16 protein-coding genes are annotated in these 16471 nt (G+C 65.8%); 9 read left to right on the top strand and 7 right to left on the bottom strand.

The annotated features are described in order from the left end of the window. Nucleotides 1-418 precede the first annotated feature (418 nt). Together rpsT and mutM are read right to left on the bottom strand one after the other, a co-directional pair. Nucleotides 419-679, bottom strand: coding sequence for a 30S ribosomal protein S20 (gene rpsT, locus A9D12_RS02440; protein WP_068349458.1), 261 nt, complete (start codon nt 677-679; stop codon nt 419-421). A gap of 153 nt (nt 680-832) precedes the next feature. Beyond that, nucleotides 833-1648 (bottom strand): bifunctional DNA-formamidopyrimidine glycosylase/DNA-(apurinic or apyrimidinic site) lyase, encoded by an 816-nt coding sequence (gene mutM, locus A9D12_RS02435; protein WP_068349456.1) that lies wholly within the window; start codon nt 1646-1648, stop codon nt 833-835. Between the two features lie 158 nt (nt 1649-1806). On the opposite strand from mutM, the gene A9D12_RS02430 reads away from it, so the two are divergent. The 6 genes from A9D12_RS02430 (at nt 1807) to A9D12_RS02405 (ending at nt 8326) form a co-directional block, all read left to right on the top strand. Further along, nucleotides 1807-2562 (top strand): class I SAM-dependent methyltransferase, encoded by a 756-nt coding sequence (locus A9D12_RS02430; RefSeq protein ID WP_197489858.1) that lies wholly within the window; start codon nt 1807-1809, stop codon nt 2560-2562. A gap of 4 nt (nt 2563-2566) precedes the next feature. Next, a complete protein-coding gene (gene ubiB / locus A9D12_RS02425) occupies nt 2567-4123 on the top strand; it encodes a 2-polyprenylphenol 6-hydroxylase (RefSeq protein WP_068349453.1) in 1557 nt (518 codons plus the stop codon). 227 nt (nt 4124-4350) lie between these two features. After that, the gene (locus A9D12_RS02420; RefSeq protein ID WP_156522777.1) at nt 4351-5250 is read left to right on the top strand and encodes a hypothetical protein; all 900 of its coding nucleotides are present in this window, start codon (nt 4351-4353) and stop codon (nt 5248-5250) included. Between the two features lie 76 nt (nt 5251-5326). Continuing rightward, nucleotides 5327-7000, top strand: a complete 1674-nt coding sequence (locus A9D12_RS02415; RefSeq protein ID WP_068349448.1) for a bifunctional phosphopantothenoylcysteine decarboxylase/phosphopantothenate synthase — start codon at nt 5327-5329, stop codon at nt 6998-7000. Beyond that, nucleotides 6997-7449, top strand: a complete 453-nt coding sequence (gene dut, locus A9D12_RS02410) for a dUTP diphosphatase (protein WP_068349445.1) — start codon at nt 6997-6999, stop codon at nt 7447-7449. Before A9D12_RS02415 ends, dut begins: the two co-directional genes overlap by 4 nt. A gap of 157 nt (nt 7450-7606) precedes the next feature. Further along, nucleotides 7607-8326 (top strand): RBBP9/YdeN family alpha/beta hydrolase, encoded by a 720-nt coding sequence (locus A9D12_RS02405; protein WP_082925347.1) that lies wholly within the window; start codon nt 7607-7609, stop codon nt 8324-8326. Nucleotides 8327-8425: 99 nt separating this feature from the next. Here the strand turns inward: A9D12_RS02405 and A9D12_RS02400 are convergent, their stop codons facing one another. From A9D12_RS02400 to secB, 4 genes are all read right to left on the bottom strand, one after another. Beyond that, nucleotides 8426-9097 (bottom strand): DUF4136 domain-containing protein, encoded by a 672-nt coding sequence (locus A9D12_RS02400; RefSeq protein WP_068349443.1) that lies wholly within the window; start codon nt 9095-9097, stop codon nt 8426-8428. Between the two features lie 150 nt (nt 9098-9247). After that, nucleotides 9248-10264 carry a tryptophan--tRNA ligase gene (trpS, locus tag A9D12_RS02395; protein ID WP_068349440.1) on the bottom strand — a complete coding sequence of 339 codons (1017 nt, stop codon included), beginning with the start codon at nt 10262-10264 and terminating at the stop codon, nt 9248-9250. A 1-nt stretch (nt 10265) separates the two neighbouring features. Next, nucleotides 10266-11885: a murein biosynthesis integral membrane protein MurJ gene (gene murJ, locus A9D12_RS02390; RefSeq protein ID WP_068349437.1), complete on the bottom strand. Its 1620-nt coding sequence runs from the start codon at nt 11883-11885 to the stop codon at nt 10266-10268. 28 nt (nt 11886-11913) lie between these two features. Beyond that, nucleotides 11914-12459, bottom strand: a complete 546-nt coding sequence (gene secB / locus A9D12_RS02385; RefSeq protein WP_068349435.1) for a protein-export chaperone SecB — start codon at nt 12457-12459, stop codon at nt 11914-11916. Between the two features lie 300 nt (nt 12460-12759). Between secB and A9D12_RS02380 the strand changes: the two genes are divergently transcribed. From A9D12_RS02380 to A9D12_RS02370, 3 genes are read left to right on the top strand one after another with little or no spacing between them, the layout of a single operon-like run. Next, the gene (locus tag A9D12_RS02380) at nt 12760-13413 is read left to right on the top strand and encodes a Tim44/TimA family putative adaptor protein (protein ID WP_068349433.1); all 654 of its coding nucleotides are present in this window, start codon (nt 12760-12762) and stop codon (nt 13411-13413) included. A gap of 38 nt (nt 13414-13451) precedes the next feature. Next, nucleotides 13452-14675, top strand: coding sequence for a murein transglycosylase A (gene mltA, locus A9D12_RS02375; protein ID WP_068349432.1), 1224 nt, complete (start codon nt 13452-13454; stop codon nt 14673-14675). Continuing rightward, nucleotides 14672-15280, top strand: a complete 609-nt coding sequence (locus A9D12_RS02370) for a Smr/MutS family protein (RefSeq protein ID WP_068349429.1) — start codon at nt 14672-14674, stop codon at nt 15278-15280. Before mltA ends, A9D12_RS02370 begins: the two co-directional genes overlap by 4 nt. Nucleotides 15281-15296: 16 nt before the next feature. Here A9D12_RS02370 and A9D12_RS02365 read toward each other — a convergent pair whose 3' ends face one another. Further along, the gene (locus tag A9D12_RS02365) at nt 15297-16136 is read right to left on the bottom strand and encodes a fumarylacetoacetate hydrolase family protein (RefSeq protein WP_068349427.1); all 840 of its coding nucleotides are present in this window, start codon (nt 16134-16136) and stop codon (nt 15297-15299) included. Between the last annotated feature and the right edge of the window lie 335 nt (nt 16137-16471).

Genomic DNA, 16471 nt, shown 5'->3' with positions numbered 1-16471 from the left:
ACGCATTTCCATCTTATTGCGACAGGCAATAGTTATGCCCCCTCCGGAATCGCAATTCCGAAGCTCCCCCCTGTCGGTCAAATCGTTAAGACACCCGGACTGTCCCGTGCCGGGTGGAGGCCTTTGTTACGAACGCAGCGGGCCTTTGCGCAAGCGAGGACTTTTCAAAAATGTGAAATAATCCTGTTGACTCGACTTACCCCGCAGGCTTGCGTTGAAGTGACTGAAATACAGTCAAAATTCGGATTTCAGGAAGGCGAATCACAGCGAATCTCGCAGTTTACCGGGACTGCGAACGACGTGCCCGGCACATGCGAAACGGGCCGCGCTCGGTGAGCACGGCCCGCAGGTTTCGATGGTTTCGCCGATCCTCCGCAAAACCCCCTAGGATCGGGGGGAGGGATCGCAGCGAATCGAATCAGAGCGTGGCGACACGCTTGGTCAGGCGCGACATCTTGCGCGCGACCGTGTTCTTGTGGAGCACGCCGCGGGCAACACCGCGGGCCATTTCGGGCTGGGCTGCCTTCAGCGCAGCGGCAGCGGCGTCCTTGTCACCGGCTTCGCAAGCCGATTCGACCTTCTTGATGAAGCTGCGGATGCGGCCGATACGCGCGCCATTGATGGCGGCACGGTTGGCGTTGCGGATGATGCGCTTCTTGGCTTGCGGCGTGTTGGCCATAATTCGTGTCTGTCTCGCGTTTGCTTCAGGCCGCTTGCGACGACCGGGAAATTGGTGGCGGTTTGCTCGAAAACGGGCGAGCGGACGAAAGGCCCAACCGCCGGAAAGCAGCGCGCATAGTCGCATGCTGCCCGAAGGTCAACGATTCTCGCCCTACTTCTGGCACACCGGGCAGAACCACGTGCTGCGACCGCCCTGCGCGATCCGCCGAATCGTGCCGCCATCCTCGCGGTGGCAGGCCTCGCCCGTGCGGCCATAGACATCAAAGGCGCTGGCGAAATAGCCCAGCTCGCCCGTGGGCGCGGCATAATCGCGCAAGGTCGATCCGCCGTCGCGGATCGAGGCTTCGAGCACATCGACGATGGCGGGGACCAGCCGCGCGAGCTGCGGCCCTGTCACCTTGCCCGCCTGTCTGGTCGGTTTGATGCCCGCGCGCCACAACGCCTCGCACACGTAGATATTGCCCAGCCCGGCGACGATCCGCTGATCGAGCAGGCACAGCTTGATCGACTGGGTCTTGCCCTTGAAGGCCGTCTTGAGATGTGCAGCGGTCAGTCCCGGCCCGAGGGGTTCGGGCCCGAGCGCGGCAAATTGCGGCCACGCCTCCAACACATCGGTGCCCACCAGATCGACCGATCCGAACCGCCGCGGATCGCACAGCGCAAAGCGGTGGGATGTGGTTTCCAGCACGAGGTGATCGTGCGGGTCCGCGGTTTCGGGATCGATCCGCCAGCGCCCGCTCATCCCCAGATGGAACACCATCGTCGCGCCGCGATCGAGCCCGATCAGCCCGTATTTGGCGCGCCGTCCCAAACCGGTGATCGTCGCGCCGGTCAGCACCTGCACCAGATCATCGGGGAAAGGGCGCCGCAGGTTGGCGCGGTTCAATTGCACGCGCGTGATCTGCTCGCCGTCCAGAAACCGGGCAAGACCGCGGACCGTGGTTTCGACTTCGGGAAGTTCGGGCATAGCTGTGGGGCTCGTCTGTGATTGTGCTGCGCGGCGCCGCCATGCGCCCGATCGGTGGCCGGCCTGAAAGCTTGCGCTGACGGGCATGGCAGCCAGCGCAACAGATGGTGCCTCTATCACCCTTTGCCTAGCGGGCAATTCGCTCTAGGGAACGGCGCATGAGCGACAACATCGATGACACCGTCTCCTTCGGCTACACCCAGGTCACGCCCGAGGAAAAAACCCGCAAGGTCGGCGAGGTCTTCTCCAGCGTCGCGCGCAAATACGACATCATGAACGATGCGATGTCGGGCGGGCTTCACCGCTTGTGGAAGGACCGCTTCGTCAAGCGTGTCAAACCGCAGGCCGGCGAACAGATTCTCGACATGGCGGGCGGCACCGGCGATATCGCCTTCCGCATGGCGGAGCGCGGCGCGCACATCACCGTCGCCGATATCAATCAGGACATGCTCGACGTGGGCGCCGAACGCGCGCTTGAACGCGGGTTCGACGAGGAGGATGGCAGCCTCGTCTTCACCTGCCAGAACGCCGAAAGCGTCAGCTTCGCTTCCGGCACCTTCGATGCCTATACGATCGCCTTCGGGATCCGGAACGTCACCCATATCGACCGCGCGCTGAAAGAGGCGCTGCGGGTGCTGCGTCCGGGCGGGCGGTTCTTCTGCCTCGAATTCTCGACCGTCGAATGGGCGGGTCTGCGCCAAGCTTACGACATCTATTCCGAACACCTTCTGCCGCGAATGGGGCAGGCGATTGCGGGCGATGCCGATTCGTATCGCTATCTTGCCGAATCGATCCGCAAGTTTCCGCCGATGCCGGCCTTCGAGCAGATGATCCGGCAGGCAGGCTTTGCGAACACCCGGGTCGAACCGATCATGGGCGGGCTGGTGGCGATCCATTCGGGGTGGAAGATCTGACCCTGTGACCGCACCGATCGTCCATTTCAGCCGCCTTGCCCGCTGGGGCATCACGCTGGCGCGCCGGCGTGCGCTGGTCGGGATCGAAAACGATCCCAACGCACCTGCCGCGGTGCGCCAGCTGGTTCGGCTTGCGCGGCTTGCGACGCTGACGGGCAAAAACGGCCCGCGCGACTATGCCGGTGCGTTCCGCGCGATCGGCCCGGCCGCGATCAAGCTGGGGCAAAGCCTCGCCACCCGGCCCGATCTGGTGGGCGACGAGGCGGCGAACAATCTCCTCAGTCTGCAGGACAGTCTGCCGCCTGTCCCCTTCGCGCAGATCAAGGCCGCGATCGAATCGAGCTTCAATCAGCCGATCGAGCGCCTGTTCAGCGAGATCGATCCCGTTCCGGTCGGCGCGGCGAGCATCGCGCAGGTTCACAAGGGCACGACCACCGATGGCCGCAAAGTCGCGATCAAGGTGCTGCGCCCCGGCATCCGCGAGAAATTCGCGCGCGATATCGTCACCTATGAATGGGCCGCCGCCCATGTCGAGGCGATGGGCGGTGAAGCCAGCCGTCTGCGCCCGCGACTGACCATCGCCAATTTCAAGCGCTGGACCAATTCCGAGCTCGATCTGCGCCGCGAGGCGGCTTCGGCCTCCGAACTCGCCGAACAGATGGCAGGCGTCCCGGGCTACCGCATCCCCAAGGTCGACTGGGATCGCACCAATGGCCGGGTGATGACGGTCGAGTGGATCGACGGAATCAAGATCAGCCGCGTCGACGAATTGCGCGCGCGCGGGCACGATCTTGCCGAAATTTCCGAACGCCTCGTGATCAGCTTTCTCACCCAAGCGATCAGCACGGGCTTCTTCCATGCCGACATGCACCAGGGCAACCTGTTCGTTGAAGACGACGGCACCATCGTCGCGATCGATTTCGGCATCATGGGCCGGATCGACCGCCGTGCGCGGCAATGGCTGGCGGAAATCCTCTACGGGCTGACGACGGGCAATTACCAGCGCGTCGCCGAAATCCATTTCGAGGCGCAATATGTGCCCTCCTACCACTCGGTCGGCGAATTCGCGACGGCGCTGCGTGCCGTGGGCGAGCCGATGCGTGGCAAGCCGGTCAAGGAACTCAGCGTCGGGCAGATGCTCGATGGATTGTTCGCGATCACCCGCGATTTCGACATGCAGACCCAACCGCACCTGCTGCTGCTGCAAAAGACGATGGTGATGGTCGAAGGCATCGCCACGCAGCTCAATCCCGACATCAACATGTGGGACACCGCCGCGCCCTATGTGCGCGAATGGATCCGCGACGAATTGGGCCCCGAGGCGGCGCTTGCCCAGCGGATCAAGGACGATACCGAAACGCTGCTGCGGCTGCCCGGTCTGATCCGGCGGCTTGAGGAGAAATATCCCCCCAAGGGCGGTGCGCCCGAACCGCAGCCGCTGCCCGATATCGTGCTCGTCACCGACAAGCGCGAGGGCCGCGGCTGGCTCGGCTATGCGATGACCGCGCTCGCAGGCGCGGGTGCGGCATGGGGGGCGATCGCGCTCGGCTTTATCGGATGATTGCGCGTCCGGGCGCCTCGCTCCTTGAGCGGTGGGACGCGCTGGGCCGCCCATTGCGCCATCTGCCCCAATGGGGTGCGGCGCTCGTGCTGGCGCTGTTGGCGGCGGCGCTGGCGTGGAGCGCAACGAGCATTCCGCCGCCTGCGCACAGCGCGCCGGCCGCAAAGTCCGCACCGGTGCAAAACGCTTCAAATGCAAGCACAGGCCCTGCGCGCAACAAAGGTGACATGGCGCTCTATGCCCGCATCGCCGCGCGGATGGCGGGAGGCGAGGGCTACTACGCCGCAGCCTTGGGCGAGCACCGCGCCAGCGGCTATCCGACCCGGCCCTTCGTCACTGTGCGCCTGCCGACGCTGGCGCTGGTCCAGCAGACTGTCGGTCTCAAGGGCGTGCAGGCCTTGGCGATGCTCATAACGTCCACTGCGATAATCGCGCTCAACTGGCGGGCAGCGCCGGTGGGGGATGTTCCGGTTCGGATCCTCGCCAGCGCCATGCTTGCCGCAGGCGGCGGGGCGGCGTTGTCACCCGTCGCGGGGTATGACCACGATTTCATTGCCGGATTGCTGCTGACGCTGGCGCTCTTGGCCTATCGTCCGGGCTGCTGGTGGCCAGCGCTGCTCGCTGCGGGTGCGGCGCTGGCCGTGCGCGAGTTGGCGGCGCCTTTCGTGGTGCTGTGGCTCGGTTTTGCGCTGGCGGCGAAGCGCTGGCGCGAAGTGGCTGGCGTGGCGGGGATTCTCGTAGTCTTCGCCGGCGGCGTGGCAGCGCACGCAGGCGCCGTGGACGCTGCGCGCCTGCCCGGCGATCTGGTTTCGCAAGGCTGGGCGGGGCTTGCAGGATACCGGTTGCCGATCGCTGCGCTGGGCGAGCTGACCGGGCTGCGGTTCCTGCCAGCGTGGCTTGCCGCACCGCTGGCGGTTCTGCCGCTAATCGGCTGGCTTGGCCGCGGCGGGCGACTGGGGCTGTTCGCGACGCTCTGGTTTGGCGGGATCGCGACGATGATGGCCCTGTTTGCGCGGCCTGCGAATTACTACTGGGCCGAACTTGCACAGCCTGCCTACATGCTCGGCCTAGCCTTTGCGCCGCAAGCCTTGCGCGATTTGTGGCGCGCGGTTGCAAGGCAAACTTAACCAAGCTTTGCGATGGGTGATCCTTGGACTATGTCCGTGTTACCGGGGCAAAGGCGCAAGAGGCAGACGAAGCGAGATGAACGACGTGGCAGTGGCACATGCGGCGCCGGCAGGGCATGCCCCGCGCATCCTGCTGGTCGTGGGCGGCGGGATCGCGGCCTACAAGGCCTGCGAACTGGTGCGCCTGATCCGCAAGGGCGGCGGCAGCGTCACCTGCGTGCTGACCAAGGGCGCGCAGCAGTTCGTCACCCCGATGTCGCTCGCCGCGCTGAGCGAGAACCAGGTCTACACCAACCTCTTCGATCTCAGGAACGAGGCCGAGATGGGGCATATCCAGCTAAGCCGCGAGGCCGATCTGGTGGTGGTCTGTCCGGCCACCGCCGACCTGCTCGCAAAGATGGCGACCGGGATCGCCGATGATCTGGCCACCACCTTGATCCTCGCCACCGACAAGCCGGTGATGGCGGTGCCCGCGATGAACGTGCGGATGTGGGAACACGCCGCAACGCAGCGCAACATCGAACTGCTCAAGGCCGCGGGCGTCACCGTGCTCCACCCCGACAAGGGGATGATGGCTTGCGGGGAGTTCGGTTATGGCCGCCTGCCCGAGCCCGAGGCGATCTGGCGCGAGATCGCCGCGCATTTCGGGATCGTCGTCGATGCGCCCGCCGCGCCCGCAGCGGCGCCGCAGATTGCGGTCGAAGCGATCGAGCCCGAGGACGAGGACAGCAGCGCCGCTGCGTTCCCCGAAGGCATTCTTGGCGGGATGCTGTCGCGGTTGATCCCGCGTTCGACCGCCAAACGCACGCACGACGAAATCGACGCCGAGTTCGAAGAACTGCCCGAGCCTTCGTTCGAGGATCTGCCGCCCGAGGAACCCGTCACCGAATTCAAGCCCGATTTCGGCGGGCCGCTGCTTGCGAAGAAGGGCAAGGCGGGCGCTGCGCCGCCGATGGATACGGGCGCGCTCAACCATCTGATCGACCCGCGCAAGGCCGCGCCGCTCCCGCCGGTGCCCGAGGTCCCCGACGCAATCGAAGCGGAACTGGGCGCGGTTGCCGAAGGTAGCGACCTCGGCATCGCGCCGGGTCATCGACCGCTGCATGGCCGGCATGTGCTGGTGACCGCCGGCCCGACATGGGAAGCGATCGATCCGGTGCGCTATATCGCCAACCGGTCGAGCGGGAAGCAGGGCTTTGCCATCGCTGCCGCCGCGGCTGCGCTGGGTGCGCGGGTGACGCTGGTCGCGGGGCCGGTGGCGCTGAAGACGCCCGCGGGCGTATCGCGGATCGATGTCGAAAGCGCGTTGCAGATGGCCGATGCGGTCAAGCGCGCGCTGCCCGCCGATGTCGCGGTGATGGTTGCCGCGGTGGCCGACTGGCGGCCCAAGGAATACCGCCCCGACAAGATCAAGAAGCGCGGCGATGCGCCGCCGGCGCTGATGCTCACCGAAAACCCCGATATCCTCACCAATGTCTCGGCCGCACCGCGCCGTCCCGAACTGGTGATCGGCTTTGCTGCCGAAACCGGCAATGTGCTCGAATTCGCCAAGGCCAAGCGCAAGCGCAAGGGCGCGGACTGGATCGTCGCCAATGACGTGAGCGGCGACGTGATGGGCGGTGATCTGAACCGCGTGACGATCATCACCGGCGCGGGGGTCGAAACGCTCGACGAAATGCCCAAATCGGCGGTCGCGATGGCCTTGGTCGAGCGGATGGCGGCCGCGCTGCGCGCGGAGGCGGCGGAATGACTGCCCGCGTCGCAATCATGCGTCTGCCCCACGGCAACGGTCTGCCGCTGCCCGCCTATGCCACCGACGGCGCGGCAGGGATGGATGTGGTCAGCGCCGAGGATGTCACGCTTCCCCCCGGCGCGCGCCATGCGGTGGCAACGGGGCTTGCGATGGCGATCCCGCATGGCTTCGAGATCCAGGTGCGCCCGCGATCGGGGCTGGCGCTCAAACACGGCATCACCGTTCCCAATACCCCCGGCACGATCGACAGCGACTATCGCGGCGAGCTAAAGGTCATTCTGATCAATCTCGGCGCCGAGCCCTTTGCCATCGCCCGCGGCGACCGGATTGCCCAGCTGGTGCTCGCGCCGGTCGTGCAGGCAGCATGGGACGAGGTTGCACAGCTTGACGATACCGCGCGCGGCACAGGCGGGTTCGGATCGACCGGCGGGCATGCAAGGCTCTGACCGCGCGTGCGCCGGTTGGCGCTCGTCTGTTTCAATTCATCGCAAAACGCCGAGCCGCTGGCTGCTGCCCTATTGTCAACCATTAGGGTTGAGTTATTATTGGCGTTATCGGACCATACCAATGGACGGTCATTCCCTCGCTTCAAGGAGCGCCGCAATGGCCCAGACCCACACACACAGCCTCGAACTCGATACCCGGCAGCTGACCGCCGATCCGCTGATCCTGCTCGTCCCCGGTCTCGACAACAGCGGCCCGCGCCACTGGCAAACCCATTGGGAGGCGAAACTTCCCGATTGCGAACGGGTCGATCTGGGAATGTGGGACGATCCGCACCGCAATACGTGGGTCAACAAGATCAATCTGGCGGTCCACCGTGCCGGCCGGCCCGTCATTCTCGTTGCGCATTCACTGGGGTGCCTTGCGGTGGCCTGGTGGGCACAGTTCGAGCAACCGGCCCAAGGCAATCCTGTCGTCGGCGCGCTGCTGGTCGCGCCGCCCGATGCCGAGCGGGAGCGCGTCGATGAACGAATCGCGCGGTTTGCACCGATCCCCCGGCAGCCGCTGCCGTTCCCCGCGTTTCTCGCCGCCAGCGAAAACGATCCCTATGCCAGCCTGCGCGCCGCGCGGGGCATGGCGCAGGATTGGGGCGCGACCTTCGCCTATGCCGGGTCAATCGGGCACATCAATGCCGACAGCCGGATCGGTGACTGGGATTTCGGCCTGCTGCTACTGGGCCAGCTGATCCGCGAGCACCACAGCCGCACCCGCCCGGACGAGGATGGCGGATCGCTGCGGCGCAACCTTTCGCGGCGCGACTTTGTCCCGATGCCGTGGAATTTCGAAAGTCTCGATCCGGAGCGTGCACGCGGCTGGTAAGATCAAACCAGCGGGCCGCGGGCAACAAAAAAGGCGGCACGATCCCCTGTGCCGCCTTTTCGTCCCGTCCAAGGGTTTGTTGCGTTCTGGCCTACACCATCAATTGGCCGGGCGCACGGTCTTTTCGTCTTCGCGGATGGTGATCCGCACGGTCTCGCCCGAATTGCCGGGGAAATCGGTGAACAAGGCGTCGACGAGATTGGGCACGAGGTTGGGCAGACGGTTCGAACGCGACACCGCCTCGGCCTTGCCTTCGAACAGACGCTGGCCATCGGCGCGGCGATCGATCTTCACGTCGACACCGCTTGTGAACACAGTGTAGCTGCGCACGTCGGGTCCGCCGAAGAACGGGTCGTTGAAGCCATAGCCCCAGCCGCCGAAGCCGTTGCCCCAACCGCCCCAAGGACCCCACGGGCCCCAGCGACCGGCACCGATCCCGATCGCGCCCGGCGTGGTGCGCACGCGCTCACGGCCATTGTCGACCCGGTAATCGAAGCGCACCAGCATGTCGGCGACTTCGGGCGACGCAGCGCGCGCGTAGCCGAGCTGATTCAATTCGGCCGCGACCGCATTTGCATAGGTGGCAAATTCAAGCCCGCCGGCAAGCTTCGGATCTTCGGCAACGACCGCGAAGGTCTGACCCTGCGGTGCGGGGAGCGGCACAGCAAAGCGCGAAACATCCGCGCGGAACGGCGTGGTGGCACAGGCCGACAGGCCGAGCGCAAGGGCAACGGGCAGGGCGGCGCGGGCAATGGTCTTGAGCGAAGGCATCGTTGACAACATGGCACAACCTTTTGTGTTGGGGCCATCGCACTCACAGCAACGGCGATTACGCTTGCCTGTATATAAGTGCCCGAATGAACCCTGATTGAATATCCACCTTTTTTGGGGGGCGCTTCGTCGCAAGGGGTATGGACAGGTCTAGTGACGCACCAGCCCCAGCGCAGTGTAGGCCGCATCGAGCGTCGGCGCGCCGCGCAGCCGCGCTTTCGCCGCGCCGCGCGCCAGAATCGCGTCGAGCGCCTCGCGGTCGCTTTGCAGCGCGACGAAGCGATCACGGATCGGCCCCAGCTTGGTGACAAGCAGATCGGCCAGCGCAGGCTTGAACACGCCGAAGCCCTGCCCGCCATATTGGGTCAGCACGGTATCCACGCTTGTTCCCGACAAGGCGGCAAAGATGCCCACGAGGTTGCGCGCCTCGGGCCGTTCGGCAAGGCCGGCGGCTTCCGAAGGCAAGGGCTCGGGGTCGGTCTTGGCCTTCTTGATCTTCTGCGCCATCGTGTCGGCATCGTCGGACAGGTTGATCCGGCTCATGTCGCTGGGATCGGACTTCGACATCTTGGCGCTGCCATCGCGCAAGCTCATGATCCTTGCCGCCTCTGCCGGGATGATCGGTTCGGGCAGGGTGAAAACCGGCGCGTCTTCGGAGGCGAAATCGTTGTTGAACTTCTGCGCGATGTCGCGCGCCAGTTCGAGGTGCTGCTTCTGATCCTCGCCCACGGGCACGTGTGTCGCCTGATACAGTAGCACGTCGGCTGCCTGAAGCACGGGGTAGGTGAACAGCGCGACCGACTGGCCTTCGCGGTTCTTGCCAGCCTTGTCCTTCCACTGGGTCATGCGGTTCAGCCAACCCATACGGGCCGTGCCGTTGAGCAGCCATTGAAGCTCGGCATGCTGCGGAACCTGCGCCTGGTTGAACAGCACCGAGCGATCGGGATCGATCCCGCAAGCGACCAGCGCGGCCACCATTTCGAGCGTGCCCCGATACAGCGTGGCGGGATCGTGCGGCTGCGAGATCGCGTGGAGATCGGCGAGGAAGAACAGCGCCTCGGAACCTTCCTCCAGCGAATCCTGCATCGCGACCCAGTTGCGGATCGCGCCCAGATAATTGCCCAGATGCAGATTGCCCGTCGGCTGGATGCCGGAAACCACGCGCATGTTATTCAACCTCCAGAATTTCGTCATCAGCCTTGGTGCGGACCGGTTTGCGGCGCCGCAGCTGGCCGAGCAGATCCTTGTCGAGCGCGCCCACGGCAAAGGCGACGCCGAAGAACACCGCCCCGCCGACGCCGACCAGCACCGCAAGCGACCAGACCTTCTCGAACAGGTTGCCGGCATAGCGATCGGCCATCAACGGCATCAGATACCACAAGACTGCAGTCATCGCCCCGGTCGCGATCAGCTGGCGCGCTACGCGGCTGAACAGCTTGGCCGTGAACCGGAACCAGCCGCGCCGGTGCAGCATGATGTAAAGCAGCACGCAATTGAGACTGGCCGAAGCCGCCGTCGCGCCGGCCAGACCGACGATCCCGTAACGACCGACCACGTAGAGATTGAGCGCGATATTGAAGATCAGCGAAGCCAGAGCGGTCCACACCGGCGTGCGCGTATCCTCGCGCGCGAAGAAGCCCGGGTTCAGCACCTTGACGATCACATAGGCGGGCAGCCCCGCGACCAGCGCCACCACGATGCTCGCCATCAGCGCGCCATCGGCAGGGGTGAACTTGCCGCCGACGAAGAACGCGGTGCAGAAGGCGGGCGCGCATACCGCGAGCGCGGCAGCGGCGGGCAGGGTCAGCAGCGTGGCGATCTCGAAGGCATTGCCCTGCAACCGCTGCGCCTCGGCATTGTCGCCGGTGTGGATGTGGCGGCTCAGCATCGGTAGGATCGCCGTGCCCAGCGCAATCCCGACGATCCCCAGAGGCATCTGGTTGAGCCGGTCGGCAAGCTTGAGCAGCGTGAGCGAGCCCTGCGGCAGCGAGGTCGCAAAGAAGGTGTCGACCAGCTGGCTGATCTGGTAGATGCCTGCGCCGAAGGTGGCGGGAAGGATCAGCATGCCCAGCCGTTTCACTTCGGGCGTGAACCTGGGCAAGGTGACTTTAAGCCGCACGCCCGCGCGCCGTGTGGCCCAGGCAAGGTAGGCAAGCTGCGCCGCGCCCGACAGCGCCACCGCGATCGCCAGCGCATTGACCACGACGACATCGTTGCTGCTGTCACCGCGCAAACGGTCGCCGATGATGATGCCGGAAATGAGGAAGATGTTGAGCAGGATCGGCGCGGCCGCCCCCGGGCCGAACCGGCTGCGCGCGTTGAGCAGGCCGGAAAGCATCGCCACCAGACTGATCAGGCCCAGATAGGGGAATGTTACGCGGGCGAGGAACACCGACAGCTCGAACTTGCCCGGAACGCTGGCATATTCACGTGCCAGCAGCCACACGATGCCGGGCATGAACAGCATGCACACGCCGGTAAAGGCGAGCAGCACCCAGACGAACACGCTGAGCACGTCATTGGCAAAGGCGGTGGCGGCTTCCTCGCTGCCCGGCTCGCCATCGCGGCCATGCAGCGCGCGGCTGTACAGCGGCACGAAAGCGACGCTGAATGCGCCTTCGGCAAATAGCCGGCGGAAGGTGTTGGGCAGGGTGAAGGCAAGCTGGAATGCGTCCGCTGCCAGACCTGCCCCCAAGGCGCGCGCAAGCAGGATGTCGCGGGCGAACCCGAACACCCGGCTTACCGCCGTCAAACCGCCGATCGTGCCGACGTTCCTGATGAGGCTCATTGTGCTCCCGCCTGCCGCAAGCCTGCGATCAGGCGTTGCCGGTGACCGGCGCGATCGGTGTGCCGCCTGCGGCTTCCTCGGCGCGGCGCGCGGCGAGTTGCTGCGCGTAGATGCCGCCGAAATCGACCGGATCGACCATCAGCGGCGGGAAGCCGGCATCGCGCACCGCGCTCGCCACGACCGCGCGGGCAAACGGGAAGAGCAGTCGCGGCGCTTCGGCATAGAGGAAGGCGTGGCCCTGATCCTCGGGAATGTTGCGCATCCCGATCAGACCCGAATAGGCCAGATCGACGATATACATCGTACCCTGCGAGGCGTTGGCGGTCAGCGTCAGCTTGAGCGTGACTTCGTGCACGCCGTCGGCAACCGGTTCGGCCGCGATGTTGAACTGCACGTCGATCTGCGGCGCTTCGTTCCACTGGAAAACATCGGGGGCCGACGGGTTTTCGACCGAGAGATCCTTCACATATTGCGTGATAATCCCGACCATCGGGCTGGTATCCTCGCCATTGGGCAGCGGGCCGCCGGCATCATGGGTGTCGAGGTTGGTGAGAACGCCTTCGTCTTCGGCCATGATGTCGCCAGTCTTTCCTTGTGAGCCGCAGTGGCAAAGAGTGTAACAGATGATGCGCGCCGCGCACCGTATCGCAACAGCGCCGGCGGCCTCGGCGAGCGCCTAGCAGGGGCAGGGGGCCGCCGCAACTGCGCCAGTGATGGCCGCAGCGTGCGAGCCACACGGCAAGAGTTCGTCCCGCGCTGCAACCTATCGGGCGTTGGCGAATTGTAATGATACCCTATTTAATGCAGGGTAAGGGTTCCTTGAGCGGCGCGCAGGCTTGCCTCGCGCGTGCGCCAGATGTGACGATCGGAAAGAATAGTGCTCGAAATCGTTCTCCTCGCGATGGTGGCGGCCTTCCTCGGCCTGCGCCTCTATTCGGTGCTGGGCCGCCGCGCCGAGCAGGAAGAAGAGCCCGTGGTGCAGCGCTTCGACGCCGATGATGGCCCGGTGGTTCGCCCCGCAGCCATGCCGTCGCCCGCTGCGCCCCCGCGTGCGCCCGAACTCGAAGGCGTGATGCCCGCGGTCGAGCGTGCGCTGCGCGAGATCGCCGCCGCCGATAACAGCTTCAACCTTGGCCAGTTCCTCGAAGGAGCCAAGGGCGCCTATCGCATGATCCTCGAAGCCTTCTGGAAGGGCGACCGCGAGACGTTGCGCGAATTGTGCGACGATGATGTCTATGCCGGGTTTGCCGGTGCGCTCGACGCGCGCGAAGCGGCTGGCGAAACGCTCGACAACACGTTGATCCGGATCGAGGAAGTGCGCGTGCATTCGGCTGCGCTCGATGGCCGAATGGCGCGCATCGCGCTGCTGTTCGTGGCCGATATTGCTGCCGTCACCCGCGACCGCGACGGGAGCGTGATTGCAGGCTCGCTCGACGATGCGATCGAGAGCCGCGATGTGTGGACTTTCACGCGCAATATCGGTGCGCGCGATCCCAACTGGCTACTCGACGAAACCGACGAAGGATAATGCCGCGGCCACGCGCCGCGCGGCATGGGGAGTTGACGATGCGTTCTGCGCTGGCCTTGGCCATGATGCTCGCGCTGGCCGCTTGCGGAGGGATCGTCCCGGCACCTGCCCCCGCGCCCGCCGCGCGTCCGCCGGTGGTTGTCGCCCCGCCTGTCGTGGCCGCGCCGGTCGCCGCGGTTGCCGCCAACGCTGCGCTGGCAGGGGTAGCGATCGGTCCCGCGCTGGCATCGCTTTCGGTCAACGACGATGATGCGCGCGGCGCGCTCGCCAGCTTCATCGAATCCTGCCCGCGTCTCCTGGCACGCGAGGATCTGAGCGGCCTTACCCGCCGCGAGGAATGGCAGGGGCCTTGCGCGCGCGCGCGCACCGCCTCGCCGCTCGCCGCCCGCGCCTTCTTCGCGCAGGAATTCACGCCGGTGAAGATCGGCGACGGCAATGCCTTTGCCACCGGCTATTTCGAGCCCGAGATCGCCGGCAGCCGCACGCGGCGTCCCGGTTTCGAGGTTCCGGTCTATGCCATGCCCGCCGATCTGGTGCGCGGCTGGCCCGACGATGTGAAACCTTCCGAGCGCACAGGCCGCCCGCCGCTTGGCCGCTATGACGATCAGGGTCGCTTCGTCCAGTATCACGACCGCGCCGCGATCGAGGACGGAGCGCTTGCCGGCAAGGCTCCGATCATCGCCTATGCCGCCGACCCGGTGGAATTCTTTTTCCTGCAGATCCAGGGCTCGGGCCGCCTCATCACGCCCGAAGGCGAGGTGATCCGTATCGGCTATGCCGGGCAGAACGGGCGCGAATATGTCGGTGTGGGCAGCGTGATGCGCGAGCGCGGCCTCTTGGGCAGCGGCCCGGGCAAATATTCGGGCTCGATGCAGGGGATCATGGCCTATATCCGCGACAATCCGCGCGATGGCCGCGAGCTGATGCGCCTCAACAAAAGCTGGATCTTCTTCACCGAACTGAAGGGCGACGGGCCGCTCGGCGCGCTGGGGGTTCCGGTGCGGCGCGAAAGTTCGGTCGCGGCCGATCCTGCCTTTGTCCCGCTGGGCGCACCCGTGTGGCTCGATCTTGACCGGCGCGAGGCCAATGGCCTTTGGATCGCGCAGGACACCGGCGGCGCGATCAAGGGGGCCAACCGTTTCGACACCTTCTGGGGCGCAGGCGCCGATGCCCGGACCATCGCCGGCGGGATGAGCGGGCGGGGCCGGGCCTATATCCTGTTGCCGAAAGACGCCGCTGCGCGCCTTGCCGCGCAAAGATGAGGGCGCCGCGGGGGCTTTCGGCGGGCGAACAGGCGGCGTGGGCGCACCTTGCCGCCAGCGTCAAGCCGCTGCCGGGCAAGAAGCGCCCGGTCGCACCCGCAAAATCCGAAGCTGGAGCACCACTGCCAAGCGCTGCCACCGGCAAGCCAGCCCCTGCGCCGCCGGGCAAATTCGTGAAGCCCGTCAAACCCGTCAGGCCGATGGGCAGTCACCCGGTCAAACGCGCCCCGTCATCACCTTCGCCCGCGAAGGCATCGGCCGATGCGGGCCTCGATTCGCACTGGGACCGGCGGGTAAAGGGGGGGCGGCTGGAACCCGATCTTACGCTCGACCTGCACGGCGACACGCTCGACACCGCCTATGACAGGATCATGTCCGCGCTCGATCAGGCGCGCAGCATGAGGGCGCGGGTGGTGCTGGTGGTGGCAGGACGCGAACGGCCGGTCGATCCGGCTGACCGCAGCCACAAGCGCGGCGCGATCCGCGCCAAGCTGCTCGACTGGCTTGCCGCCAGCCGCCACGGTGATGCGATCACCGCCGTGCGCCGCGCGCATGTCCGCCATGGCGGCGAAGGCGCATTGTATCTGATCCTCAAGCGCGGCTGAGCGGCGCCGGGCCTGGTCAGTTCTCCTCGGCCATCGTCGCTTCGATGTGGCCAATCCCGCCGATTTCGGTCCGCAGCACATCGCCCGCTTTCAGATAGAGCGGCGGATTGCGCGCCGCACCCACGCCGGCCGGGGTCCCGGTGAACAAGCAGTCGCCCGGCTCCAGCGTCATCGCCGCGGAAAGATGCGCGATCTGCTGCCACACATCATGGACGAGGTTGCGCGTGCGCGAATTCTGCCGCGCCTCGCCGTTGACGAAACAGCGGATCGGCAAATCGTGCGGATCGCCCAGTTCGTCGGCGGTCACGATCCATGGCCCCATCGGCGCGTGCGTATCGAAGCTCTTGCCCAGCGCCCATTGCGGCACAGCGCGTTGCCAGGTCCGTTCGGTCACGTCGTTGCCGATGGAGTAGCCGAACACCGCAGCGGGCGCGTCATCGGCGGCGATGTGCTTGCCGCCGCTACCTATCACCGCGACCAGTTCGGCTTCGTAATCGGTGGTGTCGGTGCCGCGCGCGATCAGGATCGGGTCGAAGGGCGCGTTGACGCTGGTCTGCGCCTTGGTGAACCACACCTGTCGCTGCGGCGTGGGCAGCCCGGTTTCGGCGATATGATCGGCATAGTTCAGCCCGATCGCGAAAATCTTGCCGGGACGCTGCACCGGGGCCTCGAGGCGTACCTCGGCAAGCGGGATGCCCGAAGCTGTCGCCGCCTTGGCTTCGAGACCGGGCCGCAGATCGTCGAACCGGCGGATGAGGTCGATCATCGTGCCGGGAACACCGGTGTCCACCACTGCCGCGCCAGCGACGATCCCGGTGCGCGTTCTGCCCGCATGCGTGAAGGTGCAAAGTTTCATGGCTTTCAGTTCTGCCTGCCTGCGCCGCGCCCGGCAATCGCAATGATCGCGCGCCTTTGCCGATTGTCGCCATCGCGCCGCGATCCGCCACAAAAAACCCCGCCCATCGCTGGGCGGGGAGTATTTGGGGCAATGACCGGAGAATAGCGGAAACCAACCAGGATTTCCGGTCATCGAGTCGGCAAAGGGATCGGGATACCCTAGGACTCGCTTGCATGTTGCCGAGCTTGTTTCGCGCACGCTCTAACTTGGATTGTATCCGGCGAACTTGTCAGCCGAAAATATGCGGAAATGTTGGGCGTCCGCGTGGGGAAGCGACCGCAGCGAAGGCCGCC

Source organism: Erythrobacter neustonensis (assembly GCF_001663175.1).
In the GTDB taxonomy this organism is placed as follows: Bacteria; Pseudomonadota; Alphaproteobacteria; order Sphingomonadales; family Sphingomonadaceae; genus Erythrobacter; species Erythrobacter neustonensis.
This window is presented reverse-complemented; position numbering and strand designations above follow the sequence as displayed.

Excerpts from the sequence above, each read along its gene's own strand:
- A9D12_RS02415 (WP_068349448.1), top strand. The coding sequence starts at position 5,327 with ATGAACGACGTGGCAGTGGCACATGCGGCGCCGGCAGGGCATGCCCCG.
- secB (WP_068349435.1), bottom strand. The coding sequence starts at position 12,459 with ATGGCCGAAGACGAAGGCGTTCTCACCAACCTCGACACCCATGATGCC.
- trpS (WP_068349440.1), bottom strand. The coding sequence starts at position 10,264 with ATGCGCGTGGTTTCCGGCATCCAGCCGACGGGCAATCTGCATCTGGGC.
- mltA (WP_068349432.1), top strand. The coding sequence starts at position 13,452 with ATGCGTTCTGCGCTGGCCTTGGCCATGATGCTCGCGCTGGCCGCTTGC.
- dut (WP_068349445.1), top strand. The coding sequence starts at position 6,997 with ATGACTGCCCGCGTCGCAATCATGCGTCTGCCCCACGGCAACGGTCTG.
- mutM (WP_068349456.1), bottom strand. The coding sequence starts at position 1,648 with ATGCCCGAACTTCCCGAAGTCGAAACCACGGTCCGCGGTCTTGCCCGG.
- A9D12_RS02405 (WP_082925347.1), top strand. The coding sequence starts at position 7,607 with ATGGCCCAGACCCACACACACAGCCTCGAACTCGATACCCGGCAGCTG.
- murJ (WP_068349437.1), bottom strand. The coding sequence starts at position 11,885 with ATGAGCCTCATCAGGAACGTCGGCACGATCGGCGGTTTGACGGCGGTA.
- A9D12_RS02430 (WP_197489858.1), top strand. The coding sequence starts at position 1,807 with ATGAGCGACAACATCGATGACACCGTCTCCTTCGGCTACACCCAGGTC.
- A9D12_RS02370 (WP_068349429.1), top strand. The coding sequence starts at position 14,672 with ATGAGGGCGCCGCGGGGGCTTTCGGCGGGCGAACAGGCGGCGTGGGCG.
- rpsT (WP_068349458.1), bottom strand. The coding sequence starts at position 679 with ATGGCCAACACGCCGCAAGCCAAGAAGCGCATCATCCGCAACGCCAAC.
- A9D12_RS02400 (WP_068349443.1), bottom strand. The coding sequence starts at position 9,097 with ATGCCTTCGCTCAAGACCATTGCCCGCGCCGCCCTGCCCGTTGCCCTT.
- A9D12_RS02365 (WP_068349427.1), bottom strand. The coding sequence starts at position 16,136 with ATGAAACTTTGCACCTTCACGCATGCGGGCAGAACGCGCACCGGGATC.
- A9D12_RS02420 (WP_156522777.1), top strand. The coding sequence starts at position 4,351 with ATGGCGCTCTATGCCCGCATCGCCGCGCGGATGGCGGGAGGCGAGGGC.